14 protein-coding genes and 3 pseudogenes are annotated in these 13,322 nt (G+C 68.5%); 8 read left to right on the top strand and 9 right to left on the bottom strand.

Going from position 1 to position 13,322, the window contains the following annotated elements; all coding sequences use genetic code 11:
- Positions 1-10: 10 nt before the first annotated feature.
- Positions 11-232 carry a hypothetical protein gene (locus ACFJGX_RS25260; RefSeq protein WP_291114983.1) on the top strand — a complete coding sequence of 74 codons (222 nt, stop codon included), beginning with the start codon at positions 11-13 and terminating at the stop codon, positions 230-232.
- Positions 229-735 (top strand): thermonuclease family protein, encoded by a 507-nt coding sequence (locus tag ACFJGX_RS25255; RefSeq protein WP_382323402.1) that lies wholly within the window; start codon positions 229-231, stop codon positions 733-735. Before ACFJGX_RS25260 ends, ACFJGX_RS25255 begins: the two co-directional genes overlap by 4 nt.
- A gap of 9 nt (positions 736-744) precedes the next feature.
- Here ACFJGX_RS25255 and ACFJGX_RS25250 read toward each other — a convergent pair whose 3' ends face one another.
- From ACFJGX_RS25250 to gpmA, 3 genes are all read right to left on the bottom strand, one after another.
- Entirely contained in the window at positions 745-1,497 is a 753-nt protein-coding gene (locus ACFJGX_RS25250; protein ID WP_382323403.1) for a HesA/MoeB/ThiF family protein, read from the bottom strand.
- Positions 1,498-1,534: 37 nt separating this feature from the next.
- Complete coding sequence (locus tag ACFJGX_RS25245) at positions 1,535-3,016, bottom strand: S41 family peptidase (RefSeq protein WP_382327291.1); 1,482 nt, start codon at positions 3,014-3,016, stop codon at positions 1,535-1,537.
- A 152-nt stretch (positions 3,017-3,168) separates the two neighbouring features.
- Positions 3,169-3,912, bottom strand: coding sequence for a 2,3-diphosphoglycerate-dependent phosphoglycerate mutase (gpmA, locus tag ACFJGX_RS25240; RefSeq protein WP_382327289.1), 744 nt, complete (start codon positions 3,910-3,912; stop codon positions 3,169-3,171).
- A gap of 152 nt (positions 3,913-4,064) precedes the next feature.
- Between gpmA and ACFJGX_RS25235 the strand changes: the two genes are divergently transcribed.
- The 4 genes from ACFJGX_RS25235 to ACFJGX_RS25220 all read left to right on the top strand — a co-directional run bounded on the left by ACFJGX_RS25235 (position 4,065) and on the right by ACFJGX_RS25220 (position 6,380).
- On the top strand, positions 4,065-4,475 hold the full coding sequence (locus ACFJGX_RS25235; protein ID WP_382161198.1) for a rhodanese-like domain-containing protein: 411 nt from the start codon (positions 4,065-4,067) through the stop codon (positions 4,473-4,475).
- 42 nt (positions 4,476-4,517) lie between these two features.
- The gene (grxC, locus tag ACFJGX_RS25230) at positions 4,518-4,775 is read left to right on the top strand and encodes a glutaredoxin 3 (protein ID WP_291114993.1); all 258 of its coding nucleotides are present in this window, start codon (positions 4,518-4,520) and stop codon (positions 4,773-4,775) included.
- Between the two features lie 110 nt (positions 4,776-4,885).
- Positions 4,886-5,344, top strand: coding sequence for a protein-export chaperone SecB (secB, locus tag ACFJGX_RS25225; protein ID WP_291114995.1), 459 nt, complete (start codon positions 4,886-4,888; stop codon positions 5,342-5,344).
- 19 nt (positions 5,345-5,363) lie between these two features.
- Positions 5,364-6,380: an NAD(P)H-dependent glycerol-3-phosphate dehydrogenase gene (locus ACFJGX_RS25220; protein WP_382161195.1), complete on the top strand. Its 1,017-nt coding sequence runs from the start codon at positions 5,364-5,366 to the stop codon at positions 6,378-6,380.
- Here ACFJGX_RS25220 and ACFJGX_RS25215 read toward each other — a convergent pair.
- The 3 genes and pseudogenes from ACFJGX_RS25215 to panB all read right to left on the bottom strand — a co-directional run bounded on the left by ACFJGX_RS25215 (position 6,377) and on the right by panB (position 8,374).
- A complete protein-coding gene (locus tag ACFJGX_RS25215) occupies positions 6,377-6,628 on the bottom strand; it encodes a DUF1272 domain-containing protein (RefSeq protein ID WP_382323404.1) in 252 nt (83 codons plus the stop codon). The genes ACFJGX_RS25220 and ACFJGX_RS25215 overlap by 4 nt on opposite strands.
- A gap of 17 nt (positions 6,629-6,645) precedes the next feature.
- Positions 6,646-7,498: pseudogene (gene panC / locus ACFJGX_RS25210) on the bottom strand (pantoate--beta-alanine ligase).
- Between the two features lie 15 nt (positions 7,499-7,513).
- The gene (panB, locus tag ACFJGX_RS25205; RefSeq protein ID WP_382327287.1) at positions 7,514-8,374 is read right to left on the bottom strand and encodes a 3-methyl-2-oxobutanoate hydroxymethyltransferase; all 861 of its coding nucleotides are present in this window, start codon (positions 8,372-8,374) and stop codon (positions 7,514-7,516) included.
- A 100-nt stretch (positions 8,375-8,474) separates the two neighbouring features.
- On the opposite strand from panB, the pseudogene nadC reads away from it, so the two are divergent.
- Positions 8,475-9,337 (top strand): annotated as a pseudogene (nadC, locus tag ACFJGX_RS25200) (carboxylating nicotinate-nucleotide diphosphorylase).
- Positions 9,338-9,367: 30 nt separating this feature from the next.
- The gene (nadA, locus tag ACFJGX_RS25195) at positions 9,368-10,477 is read left to right on the top strand and encodes a quinolinate synthase NadA (RefSeq protein WP_382323408.1); all 1,110 of its coding nucleotides are present in this window, start codon (positions 9,368-9,370) and stop codon (positions 10,475-10,477) included.
- Positions 10,478-10,484: 7 nt separating this feature from the next.
- On the opposite strand, the pseudogene nadB reads toward nadA, so the two are convergent.
- The 3 genes and pseudogenes from nadB to ACFJGX_RS25180 form a co-directional block, all read right to left on the bottom strand.
- Positions 10,485-12,084: pseudogene (gene nadB, locus ACFJGX_RS25190) on the bottom strand (L-aspartate oxidase).
- 106 nt (positions 12,085-12,190) lie between these two features.
- Positions 12,191-13,039: a segregation and condensation protein A gene (locus ACFJGX_RS25185; RefSeq protein ID WP_382161177.1), complete on the bottom strand. Its 849-nt coding sequence runs from the start codon at positions 13,037-13,039 to the stop codon at positions 12,191-12,193.
- A gap of 12 nt (positions 13,040-13,051) precedes the next feature.
- On the bottom strand, positions 13,052-13,264 hold the full coding sequence (locus ACFJGX_RS25180; RefSeq protein WP_297398212.1) for a DUF3460 family protein: 213 nt from the start codon (positions 13,262-13,264) through the stop codon (positions 13,052-13,054).
- Positions 13,265-13,322 lie beyond the last annotated feature (58 nt).

The raw sequence follows: 13,322 nt of genomic DNA, 5'->3' as shown, positions 1-13,322 counted from the left end.
GGAAATCCCCATGAACGCAGCCAAGCTGGTCGGTATCGTGCTCATTGTCGCCGGTGTGCTCGGCCTGGTGTATGGCAGTTTCAGCTACACCAAGGACACGGAAGCCGTGAAGCTGGGGCCGTTGGAGCTGTCGGTGAAGCAGAAGGAAACCGTCAACGTGCCGGTGTGGGCCGGTGTCGGCGCCATCGTGGTCGGCGCGGTGCTGCTGGTGCTGGGCGGCAAGAAGGGTTGAGGCGGGCGCTTTTCTGCGCGGTCCTGGCGCTGGCGAGCGCCGGGACGCTGCACGCGGCGGCGGATGAACCCACGGTGTACGCCGCCCGGGTCAGCCGCGTGTTCGATGGCGACACGCTGTGGGTCAAGCCGCTGGACGGTGGCCGTTACCGCAAGCTGCGCCTCGATGGCATCGACGCGCCCGAGATCTGCCAGGCCGGCGGCACGGCCTCGCGCGATGCGCTGGCCCGGCGGGTGTTGAACCAGGTGGTGGCGGTCAGCGTGCGCCATCACGACGACTACGGCCGTGGGCTGGCCAGGCTCACGCACCAGGACGACGACATCGCCGCCTGGATGGTGGCGCAAGGCCAGGCCTGGTCCTACCGGTGGCGCCGCAGCCTGGGGCCGTTCCAGGCCGAAGAGGCGCGTGCCAGGCAGGGCCGCAAGGGTCTGTTCGCCGATGCCTCGGCCGAGTTGCCACGCGAATTCCGCCAGCGCCACGGGCCTTGCCCGCGGCCCGATTGACGAAAGGCTTCAGTGGGCCTGGCCGCAGACCGCGCATTGCGGGTTCTGCGGCAGCGAGATCGGCGTGAAGGCCAGGTCTCGCCCATCGATCATCAGCAGCTTGCCCGTGAGGCGCGAGCCCAGGCCGGTCAGCAGCTTGAGCGCTTCGGCCGCCTGCATGGTGCCCACGATGCCCACCAGCGGCGCGAACACGCCCATGGTGGCGCACAGGGCCTCCTCCACACCGGCGTCCTCGGGGAACACGCAGGCGTAACACGGGTTGCCCGGGGTGCGGGGATCGAACACGCTGAGCTGGCGATCCATGCGGATCGCCGCGCCCGACACCAGCGGCTTGCGGTGATTCACGCAGGCGCGGTTGATGGCGTGGCGGGTGGCGAAGTTGTCGGTGCAGTCCAGCACCACGTCGGCCTGCGACACCAGCTGGTCCAGCAGCGCCGCATCGGCCCGCTGGGTGACAGTGGTGACGCGCACGTCCGGGTTGATGGCGGCGATCGCCTCGCGCGCCGATTCGGCCTTGAGGTGGCCCACACGCGCGAGGTTGTGCGCGATCTGCCGCTGAAGGTTGGTCTCGTCCACCGTGTCGTGGTCCACCAGCGTGATGTGACCGACACCGGCACTGCCCAGGTAGAGCGCCACCGGAGAGCCCAGGCCGCCCGCGCCGATCACCAGCGCGTGCGAAGCCAGCAAGGCTTCCTGGCCTTCGACCCCGAGTTCGTTGAGCAGGATGTGGCGCGAATAGCGCAGGAGCTGGGCGTCGTCCAAGGGTCTTGCCGCAGGCGGTCACCGCCCGCGGCATCCATCAGTTTTCTTTTTTCTCTTCGGTGCGCACCGACAGCGTCTTGCTGATCAGCACCGGCTGGCCCTTGAGCTGGTTGAGCGCCTGCGTCAGCTGGAAGTCCTTGTCGGTACCGAACTCGGGCACGAGGCGCTGGTTCGGGTTCTTCTTGGCTTCCTCTTCCAGGCGCTTGCGCGCGGCTTCGCGGGCCTCGTCGCGCTGCTGCTCGGCGGCGCGCTGGGCGTCGGTCATGCCCTGGTCGCCCTTGACGGCCTCGGTGCCGTTGTTCAGGTGCTTCTGCAGATCGGCTTCGCGCGTGCGCAGCGCGGCGAACACGTTGCCCTCGGGCGTTTCATCGACCATCACGTCGGGCACGATGCCCTTGGCCTGGATGGAGTTGCCCGACGGCGTGTAGTAGCGCGCCGTGGTGAGCTTGAGGCCCGTGTCGGGGCCCAGCGGACGCACCGTCTGCACCGAGCCCTTGCCGAAGGTCTGGCTGCCCAGGATGGTGGCGCGCTTGTGGTCCTGCAGGGCGCCGGCCACGATCTCGCTGGCCGAAGCCGAGCCTTCGTTGACCAGCACCACCAGCGGCACGCGCTTGAGCGCACCCTGCGTGTTGTCGGTCAGGCGCTTGATGGGGTCGGTGCCGCCGCGGCGCAGGTAGTGCTGCGGAATGGCCTTGTAGGTGAACTTGCTGTCCTCGAGCTGGCCGTTGGTGGAGACCACGGTCACGTTGTCGGGCAGGAAGGCGGCGGACAGGGCGACGGCCGCGTCGAGCAGGCCGCCCGGGTCGTTGCGCAGGTCAAGCACGATGCCCTTGAGGTTGGGGTCCGCCTTGTAGATGTCTTCCATCTTGCGGGCGAAGTCCTCGATCGTGCGCTCCTGGAACTGCGACACGCGCACCCAGGCGTAGCCGGGTTCGACCACGCGCGACTTCACGCTCTGCGTCTTGATTTCCTCGCGCGTGATCGTCACGGGGAAACTGCGGTTCTCGTCCTTGCGGTAGATGTTGAGCAGCACCTTGGTGCGCGGCTCGCCGCGCATGAGCTTGACGGCGTCGTTGATGCTCAGGCCCTTGACCTGGGTGTCGTCGATCTTGGTGATCAGGTCGCCGGTCTTGAGGCCGGCGCGGAAGGCGGGGGAGTCCTCGATGGGCGAAACCACCTTGACCAGGCCGTCCTCCATCGTGATTTCAATGCCCACGCCGACGAAGCGCCCGCTGGTGCCTTCGCGGAATTCCTTGAACGACTTCTTGTCGAAATACTGCGAATGCGGGTCCAGACTCGCGACCATGCCCGAAATGGCTTCGGAGATGAGCTTCTTCTCGTCCACCGGTTCCACATAGTCGCTCTTGACCATGCCGAAGACGGCGGCGAGCTGCTGCAGCTCTTCCAGCGGCAGCGGGGCCAGCGCACCGCGCGCAACCGCCTGCAACTGCACCGTGGTCAGCGCGCCGGCGACCACGCCAATGCGCACCCAGCCTGCAATCTTCAGCTTGTGACTCACCTGTTTTGCCATCGAAATACCCCAGTAAAAAAGCCCGTGCAGGGCCTGCGGGACCCTCTCGGGTCAATATACACCTTGGAGCATGGCGAGATGCTTCGGTTCCCGGGGCTCCACAGTGGTATTCCCCGGGTTGTCGTGACGGATCGCCGGTTTCAGGCCTTGCCCTGCGCGGCCACCGCCGCCGCGGCCTTCGCCGCCGCCTCGGCATCGCCCAGGTAGAAATGCCGGATCGGTTTCAGATCCGCGTCGAGTTCGTACACCAGTGGAATGCCGTTCGGGATGTTCACGCCCACGATGTCGTTGTCGGAAATGCCATCGAGGTACTTCACCAGGGCGCGGATGCTGTTGCCATGCGCCGCCACCACCACCCGTTTGCCGGCCTTGATCGCCGGCGCCATGGCTTCGTTCCAGAAGGGCAAGACACGTGCCACCGTGTCCTTGAGGCACTCGGTGAGCGGGATTTCCTCGGGCTTGAGGCGGTCGTAGCGCCGGTCGCCGCGCTCGCTGCGCGGGTCCGTGGCCTCCAGGGCCGGCGGTGGCGTGTCGTAGCTGCGCCGCCAGACCAGCACCTGCTCGTCGCCGTATTTTTTGGCCATGTCGGCCTTGTTCAGGCCCTGCAATGCACCATAGTGGCGCTCGTTGAGGCGCCAGCTGTGCACCACCGGCAACCAGGTGCGGTCCATCTCGTCCAGCGCGTGCCACAGGGTGCGCGTGGCGCGCTTGAGCACGCTGGTGTAGGCCAGATCGAAGTCGTAACCATCGGCCTTGAGCAGACGGCCGGCGTTCTTGGCCTGCTCCAGGCCGGTGGCGGTGAGGTCCACGTCGGTCCAGCCGGTGAAGCGGTTTTCCAGGTTCCAGGTGGATTCGCCATGGCGAATCAGGACGAGTTTGTACATGGGCAGGGCGTGCGTTGAAGAGCGGAAATGGGGACGGACGGGGGGATCACAAGCCGGGCCAACCGGCCTGTCGGGTGACGTGCCACCGGGGTGTGGCCGGCGCGGCACAGCCAAGCATTCTAAAATCCCGGGCTTACTCGAAAGGTGTATCTGTGAGTTTCTTCATCGAAAACTGGGTTCTGATTGCCGTGGCCATCACGTCGGGGGCCTTCCTGCTCTGGCCGCTGGCCTCTGCCGGCGGTCGCGCGGGGTCCCTCAACACGACCGAGGCCGTGCAGCTCATGAACCGCGACAAGGCGGTGGTGGTGGACGTGCGCGACGCCGACGGTTTTGCGTCGGGCCACGTGATCGGCGCGAAAAACCTGCCTCTGGCCGACCTGGAGGCCAAGTTGCCCACCACGGTCAAGAACAAGGCGCTGCCGCTGATCTTCGTGTGCGCCAATGGCGCGAGCGCGAACAAGGGCGTGGCCATCGCCAAGAAGCTGGGTTACGAGAACGCGCATGCCCTGACCGGTGGCATGGGTGCCTGGCGCACCGCCAACCTGCCCGTGGAAAAAGCCTGATCATCTGGGCTTGTTTTTCATCGGGTTCGACAGGATTTCCGCATGGCCAAGGTCAAGATGTTCACCAGCGCGTACTGTCCGTATTGCAGCCGGGCCCGGGCCCTGCTCGACCGGCGGGGCGTGTCCGACCTGGAAGAGGTGTACGTGGACGGCAAGCCCGAACTGCGCGCCCAGATGACCCAGCTCACCGGGCGCACCAGCGTGCCGCAGATCTTCATCGGGGACACCCATGTGGGCGGCTGCGACGACCTGCACGCGCTCGATGGGCGCGGCGGCCTGGTGCCGATGCTGCAGGCCTGAGTCACAAAGCCGCCTTGCCGGGCTGACATAATCCCGGGCAGTGCCCGCCGCAGGGACTTCGATCCCCGGCGGGTTTGTTTTTTCCTCCCCGAATCTTTCGAGACACCACCATGGCAGAAAACCAGGACCCCATCTTCCAGATCCAGCGCGTCTACCTCAAGGAAGCGTCCCTGGAGCAACCCAATTCCCCGGCCATCCTGCTGGAGCAGGAGCAGCCTACGGTGGACATCCAGCTCGGCGTGGAAGCCAGCCCGGTGGCCGATGGCGTGTACGAGGTCTGCGTCACCGCCACGGTGACCACCAAGATCAAGGACAAGACCGTGTTCCTGGTCGAGGCCAAACAAGCTGGCATCTTCGAGATCCGCAACCTGCCGCAGGACCAGATGGGCCCGATCATGGGCATCGCCTGCCCGCAGATCGTCTACCCCTACCTGCGCAGCAACGTGGCCGACATCGTCCAGCGCGGCGGTTTCCCGCCGGTGCACCTGGCCGAGATCAACTTCCAGGCCATGTACGAGCAGCAGCAGGCGCAAGCCGCCGACGACGCACCGCGCATCGTCACGCAGTAAGTCCTCTCGCGGGGGACCCATGAACATCGTCGTGCTCGGAGCGGGCGCCTGGGGCACCGCCCTGGCCGTCGGCGCGGCCGCCCAGGGCGGCGAGTTCCGCCAGGTGACGCTGTGGGCGCGCGATGCGCAGCAGGCCGATGACATGCGCGCGCAGCGCGAGAACCGGCGCTACCTGCCGGGTGTGGCCCTGCCGCCCTCGGTGGGCATCGATGCCGGTCCGCTGGACGCGTCCTCGAAGGCCTTGGCCGAGGCCGACCTGCTGATCATCGGCACGCCCATGTCGGGCCTGCGCGGCATGTTGCAGGTGCTGGCATCGCATCCCGCGCCCGTGGCCTGGCTCTGCAAGGGTTTCGAGGCACCGCGCGAGGGCCACCATGGCCTGCTGGGCCATGAGGTGCGCGCCCAGGTGGCGCCACGGCTCAAGGCCGGGGTGCTCAGCGGCCCGAGCTTCGCGCAGGAAGTGGCGCGGGGCCAACCGACCGCCTTGGTGGCCGCGAGCGAACACGCCAGCGTGCGCGACATGCTGGTGGCCGCGTTCCACAGCCCCACGCTGCGCGTGTACGCCAACGAGGACATCGTGGGCGTGGAGGTGGGTGGCGCGGTGAAGAACCTGCTGGCCATCGCCACCGGCCTGTGCGACGGCCTGGACCTGGGCCTGAACGCGCGCGCCGCGCTGATCACGCGCGGCCTGGCCGAAATGACGCGCCTGGGGTTGGCCCTCGGCGCGCGCGCCGAGACCTTCATGGGCCTGTCGGGCCTGGGTGATCTGGTGCTCACCGCCACCGGCGATCTCTCGCGCAACCGCCGTGTCGGCCAGCTGCTGGCGCAGGGCATGAGCCTTCAGCAGGCGGTGGACTCGCTGGGCCACGTGGCCGAGGGGGTGTACAGCGCCCGCACCGCGGTGCAGCGCGCGCGCCTGCTCGGCGTGGACATGCCGATCAGCGAAGGCGTGGTGGCCTTGATCGAAGGCCGGCTCAAGCCAGCGCAGGCCGTGGCCGCGCTCATGGGGCGCGACCCGAAAGAAGAAGGCCTCTAGGCCGCCGCAGATGCGCAGCCCTCGGGCTTGAGCACGCGCTCGGTCGAGGCCGGATGCCGCGCCAGCGCCGCCGCCGGCCGGCGTGGGCGACGCACCAGTTCACCGCCGCAATTGGGGCAGATGTGGTTCAGCCGGGTGTCGGCGCAGTCGCTGCAGAACGTGCATTCGAAGGTGCAGATGCGCGCCTCGGTGCTTTCGTTGGGCAAGTCCCGGTTGCAGCATTCGCAATTGGGGCGCAGTTGCAGCATGGCGGACCTCCGGGAGCTCAGATTTCGAAGTTGTCGATCAGGCGCGTCTTGCCCAGGCGCGCGGCGCCCAGCACCACCAGCGGGTCGCCGGCCTGCGGCGCCTGCAGGTCGGCGCGGCGGCGCACGGTGAGGTAGTCGGGCTGCCAGCCGCGCGCGGCCAGGGCCTTCATGGCGCGTTCTTCCAGCCCCGGCAGGTGCCGCGCCAGGCCATCGGCGGCGGCCAGGGCGTCGCGCCCCAGCGCCCGCAAGGCCAGCGAGAGCTGCACCGCCTCGGCGCGCTCGGTCTCGCTCAGGTAACCATTGCGCGAACTCAGCGCCAGGCCATCGGCCGCGCGCTGCGTGGGCACGCTCACGATGGTCACCGGCAGGGCGAACTGCTGCGCCATGCGGCGGATCACCATCTGCTGCTGGTAGTCCTTCTGGCCGAAGACCGCGTGGCGCGGGCCCTTGCCCTCGGTCAGCACGCACTGGAACAGCTTCATCACCACGGTGCAGACCCCGGTGAAGAAACCGGGCCGGAAATGGCCTTCGAGGATGTCGGCGAGCTCGGCGGGCGGCTGCACCTTGAAGCCCTGGGGCTCGGGGTACAGCTCCTTTTCCGACGGGGCGAACACCACGTCGCAGCCTTCGGCGGCGAGCTTGTCGCAATCGGCCTGCAGGGTGCGGGGGTAGGTATCGAAGTCCTCGTGCGGCGCGAACTGCAGGCGGTTGACGAAGATGCTGCGCCACGGTCACGTCGCCCAGGGGTTTGGCGGCGCGCACCAGATCCAGGTGGCCGTCGTGCAGGTTGCCCATGGTGGGCACGAGGGCAGGCGCGTTGAAGGGCCGCAGCGTGGCGCGCAACTCTTCGATGGTGTGAACGAGTTTCATGGGTGGATCGTTGATTTACCAGGCGTGCAGGCTGTCGTCGGGGAAGCTGCCGTCCTTCACCGCGGCCACGTAGGCGGCCATGGCGTCGCGCACGCTGCTGGCGCCTTCCATGAAGTTGCGCACGAACTTCGGGTTCTTGCCCAGGTTGACGCCGAGCATGTCGTGCATCACCAGCACCTGGCCGGCCGTGCCCTTGCCCGCGCCGATGCCGATGGTGTGGCAGTGCGGCAGCTGGCCGGTGATCTCGGCCGACAGCGCGGCCGGCACCATCTCGAGCACCAGCATGGTGGCGCCGGCGTCCTGCAGCTCCAGCGCGTGGCGCTTGAGCGTGAGCGCGGCCGCGTCGCCACGGCCCTGCACGCGGTAGCCGCCCAGGGCGTGCACGGTCTGCGGGGTCAGGCCCAGGTGGGCGCACACGGGGATGCCGCGCTCCACCAGGAACCGCACGGTCTCGGCCGTCCAGCCGCCGCCTTCGAGTTTGATCATGTGGGCGCCCGCATGCACCAGCTGCGCCGCGCTGCGCATGGCCTGTTCCTTGGACTCGTGATAGCTGCCGAACGGCAGGTCGCCGAGCAGCCAGGCCGTGCCCTGCACGCGGCGCAGGCCGCGCGCCACGCTCTCCACGTGGTAGGCCATGGTCTCCAGCGTCACGCCGGCCGTGCTGGCCAGGCCCTGGCACACCATGCCCAGCGAATCACCGACCAGGATGCATTCCACGCCGGCGGCGTCGGCCACGGCGGCGAAGGTCGCGTCGTAGGCGGTGAGCATGGTGATCTTCTCGCCCCGCTCGCGCAGCTCGTTCAACCGGGGCAGGCTCACCGGCTTGCGCTGGGGCAGGGGCGAGGCCGCGGGCAGGGTGCCGTAGGGGGTGCGCAATGGGCGTGGGGTTTGTGGGGGTGCTCATCTGGAAATCCCGCAGGGGTTGGGGGTGGGTGAGAATCGGGCACTATAGACCAAACCGCTATGCTTGCGCCCCATGAAACACCTCTCTGAATTCACCCAGGCCGACGTGCAGGAGCTGGCCCGGCGCGACGTGGCGCTGGCGCTGGCCGAAGACGTGGGCGCGGGTGACCTGACCGCCGCGCTGGTGGACGCGCAGCGCCCCGCGCAGGCGCGCATTCTGGCGCGCGAAGCGGCCGTGATCTGCGGCACGCCCTGGGTGGAAGCCGCCGTGCACGCGCTCGACCCCCAGGCCACGCTGACCTGGCACGTGGGCGAAGGCCAGCGCTGCGCCGCCGACCAGACCGTGCTCGCCATCGAAGGCCGCGCGCAGGCGCTGCTCACGGCCGAGCGCACCGCGCTCAACTTCCTGCAGCTGCTCTCGGCCGTCGCACCAAGACCGCCACCTTCGTCGACACCGTGGCCGGCACGCGCGCGCAGATCGTGGACACGCGCAAGACCCTGCCGGGCCTGCGCCTGGCCCAGAAATACGCGGTGAAGGCCGGCGGCGGCGTGAACCACCGCATCGGCCTGTACGACGCGGTGCTGATCAAGGAAAACCACATTGCCGCGGCCGGCGGCGTGGCCCAGGTGCTGCAGCGCGTGCGCGAGACCGCGCCGGAGGCGCGTTTCGTCGAGATCGAGGTCGAGACCCTGGCCCAGCTCGAAGAGGCCCTGGCCTGCGGCGCCACCATGGTGCTGCTCGACAACATGGACATTCCCACGCTCCACGCGGCGGTGCGGCTCAACGCCGGCCGCGCGATTCTCGAAATCTCCGGTGGCGTGAACCTGGACACCGTGCGGGCCCTTGCAGAAACCGGGGTCGACCGCATCTCTGTCGGCGCCCTCACCAAGGACGTCAAGGCCACCGACTTTTCCATGCGTTTCCAGACGCTCTGAGGCGTCGGAACTCCGAGACACAACGACCCCATGAACACCGCAGACCCTTCCGTCATCGACGTGGAATACGAACAGCCGGCCTGCCCCACGCAGCATGCCTGGGCGCGCGTGCCGGTCGAGCCCGGCCCGAAGCAGCGCGCCGCGCTCAAGGAGCGCATCCGCCAGTTGCTGAAGGAGCGCAACGCGGTCATGGTGTCGCACTACTACGTGCACCCCGACCTGCAGGACCTCGCCATCGAGACCGGCGGCATCGTGAGCGATTCGCTGGAGATGGCGCGCTTCGGCCGCGACCACGCGGCCACCACGCTGGTGGTCTCGGGCGTGCGCTTCATGGGCGAGACCGCCAAGATCCTGAGCCCCGAAAAGACCGTGCTCATGCCCGACCTCGACGCGAACTGCTCGCTTGACCTGGGTTGCCCGATCGACGAGTTCAACGCCTTCTGCGATGCCCACCCCGACCGCACCGTGGTGGTCTACGCCAACACCAGCGCGGCCGTGAAGGCGCGCTCGGACTGGCTGGTCACCTCCAGCTGCGCGCTCGACATCGTGCAGGCGCTCAAGGAGAAGGGCCATAAGATCCTGTGGGCGCCCGACAAGCACCTGGGGGCCTACATCCAGCGCGAGACCGGCGCCGACATGGTGATGTGGACCGGCTCGTGCATCGTGCACGACGAGTTCAAGGCCTTCGAGCTCGAAGCGCTCAAGAAGGAGCACCCCAAGGCCAAGGTGCTGGTGCACCCGGAAAGCCCGGCCGACGTGATCGCGCTGGCCGATGCCGTGGGCTCGACCTCGGCCATCCTGAAGGCCGCGCGCACGCTGGACGCGCCCGAGTTCATCGTCGCGACCGACAACGGCATGATGCACATGCTGCGCCAGCAGAATCCGGGCAAGGTGTTCATCGAGGCGCCCACGGCCGGCAACAGCGCCACCTGCAAGAGCTGCGCGCACTGCCCCTGGATGGCGATGAACGGCCTGGCGGGCGTGGCGCAGATCCTGGAAAAAGGCCTCAACGAGATCCACGTCGACCCGGCGCTGATCCCGCTGGCGCGCCGGCCGATCGACCGCATGCTGGCCTTCACCGGTGCGCAGCGCAACGGTCAGAACCCCGGCGCGCTCATCCCGAACATCGGCGCGGCCTGAACCCGGTTTATCGGCTCGGGGGAACGAGGATCGTCGGTTTTGCCTCGGGCAGCAGCCCGGGGTAGTCGCGGCTGAAGTGCAGGCCGCGGCTCTCGTGCCGCAACAGGGCGGACTTCACGATCAGGTCGGCCACCTGCACCAGGTTGCGCAGCTCCAGCAGGTCGCGCGTGACGTGGAACTGCGAGTAGAACTCCTGGATCTCGCGCTGCAGCAGCGCGATGCGGTGCGCCGCGCGCTCCAGCCGCTTGTTGGTGCGCACGATGCCCACGTAGTCCCACATGAAGCGGCGCAGCTCGTCCCAGTTGTGCGAGATCACCACCTGCTCGTCGGCGTCGGTCACGCGGCTGTCGTCCCACAGCGGCGCGGCCGGCGCGGCGGGTGCCGCCGGGGCGTTGCGGATCGCGTTGACCGCGCCTTGCGCGAACACCATGCACTCCACCAGCGAGTTGCTGGCCAGGCGGTTGGCGCCGTGCAGGCCGGTGCAGGTGGTTTCGCCCACCGCGTACAGGCCGGCGATGTCGGTGTGGCCGGCCAGGTCGGTCACCACGCCGCCGCAGATGTAGTGCGCGGCCGGTACCACGGGAATCGGCTCGCGCGTGATGTCGATGCCCAGCTCGGCGCAGCGCGCGAGGATGTTGGGGAAGTGCTCGTGCAGGAACTCGGGCGGCTGGTGCGAGATGTCCAGGTGCACGCAGTCCAGCCCGTGCTTCTTCATCTCGAAGTCGATCGCGCGCGCCACCACGTCGCGCGGCGCGAGTTCGGCGCGCGGGTCGTGGTCGGGCATGAAACGGTGGCTGCCCAGGTGGGGCGGCAGCTTGAGGTGGCCGCCCTCGCCGCGCACCGCCTCGGTGATGAGGAAGCTCTTGGCGTGCGGGTGGTACAGGCAGGTCGGGTGGAACTGGATGAATTCCATGTTCCCCACCTGGCAGCCGGCGCGCCAGGCCGCGGCGATGCCGTCACCGGTCGCGGTGTCGGGGTTGGTGGTGTAGAGGTAGACCTTGCCCGCGCCGCCCGTGCGCCAGCACGGTATGGGTGGCGCTGAAGGTCAGGACCTCGTCGCGCTCGGTGTCCAGCACGTAGGCGCCGAAGCAGCGCGGCTGGCCATCGGTGCCCGGGTGTTTGCGGTCGGTGATGAGGTCGACCAGCATGTGGTGCTCGAACAGCTGGATCTCGGGCGTGGCGCGCACGCGATCGATCAGCGTGGCCTGCACCGCCGCGCCGGTGGCGTCGGCCGCGTGCACGATGCGGCGGTGGCTGTGGCCGCCCTCGCGGGTCAGGTGCAGCTCGCCGTCTTCCAGCGAGAACGGCACGCCGAGTTCCTGCAGCCAGGCGATGGCGGCCGGGGCGTTCTCCACCGTGAACTGCGTGGCTTCCAGGTCGCACAGGCCGGCGCCGGCCACCAGGGTGTCTTCCACGTGCGAGGCCACGCTGTCGCCCTCGGCCAGCACGGCGGCAATGCCGCCCTGCGCCCAGTTGCTCGAGCCGTCGCTGAGCGCGCGCTTGGTGATCACCGCCACGCGGTGGGTCTTGGCCAGGTGCAGCGCGGCGGTGAGACCGGCCAGGCCGCTGCCGATGATGAGGACGTCGAAGCGGTGTTGGTCGGTCATGGCGGAGAGAGGAGGAAGAGGGACAGGGCCGACGCCGGGCCGCTCCCAAGGCGGCCCAGCCCCCTCGGGGGGCAGCGACCCGCGCAGCGGCGGAGCGTGGGGGTGCTCATGCAGGGGTGTAGGCGAGCCGCACGTAGATGGGGGCGAAAGCCTCGGCCTGGGTCAGCTCGATCAGCGTTTCCTTGGCGAGTTCGAGCATGGCGATGAAGGTGACCACCAGCACCGGCGAGCCTTGCGAGGGATCGAACAGTTCGCCGAATTCGACGAACTTGCGGCCCTGCAGGTGGCGCAGCACGATGCTCATGTGCTCGCGCACCGAGAGCTCCTCGCGGCTGATCTTGTGGTGCTGCACGAGCTTGGCGCGCTTGAGGATGTCGCGCCAGGCGCTTTGCAGGTCGATCGCGTTCACGTCCGGGAAGCGCGGCGCCAGCGCCTGTTCCACATAGACCTGGGCGCGCAGGAAATCGCGGCCGTACTGCGGGCTGTCGGCCAGGCGGTGCGCGGCCAGCTTCATTTGTTCGTACTCGAGCAGGCGGCGCACCAGCTCGGCGCGCGGGTCTTCCGGTTCCTCGCCCTCGGCCGTCTTCTTGGGCGGCAGCAGCATGCGCGACTTGATCTCGATCAGCATGGCCGCCATCAGCAGGTACTCGGCCGCCAGCTCCAGGTTGCTGGCGCGGATCTCATCGACGTAGGTGAGGTACTGGCGGGTCACCGCCGCCATCGGAATGTCGAGGATGTTGAAGTTCTGCTTGCGGATCAGGTAGAGCAGCAGGTCCAGCGGGCCCTCGAAGGCCTCCAGGAAGATCTGCAGCGCGTCCGGCGGGATGTACAGGTCGCGCGGCATGGCGAACAGCGGTTCGCCGTAGAGCCGCGCCAGCGCCACGTGGTCCACCACCGATGGCAGGACATCGTCCAGGCCCTGAGGGGCCTCGTTGAGCGTGTGCGGATCGCTCATTCAGGAGGCCGGTCAGGCGTGGTCGGAACCGGTCTGGTAGACGTAGGGCTGCTGGGGCACGCGGGCGGCCTCGGCCTTGGCCTGGAATTCGCGGTCGATCTGCTTGTCCCAGAGCAGGGCGCGCCCCTGGCGCTGCGACTGCTCCAGCCCCGGCTTGCCGGCCTTGAGCTGTTCGATGAACTGCGTCGTGTCGGATTGGTAGTCGGGGCGGCGGAAGATGGACATGGTGGGCTCGGTGGTGCGCGGGGGGAAAGAGGCCGATTTTACCGGGCCGCCCCGAGGC

The organism is Hydrogenophaga sp. UC242_50 (assembly GCF_042697355.1).
Lineage (GTDB): Bacteria > Pseudomonadota > Gammaproteobacteria > Burkholderiales > Burkholderiaceae_C > Hydrogenophaga.
Note: the sequence above shows the minus strand (reverse complement) of the source record. Positions and strands in the feature narration are given on the sequence as shown.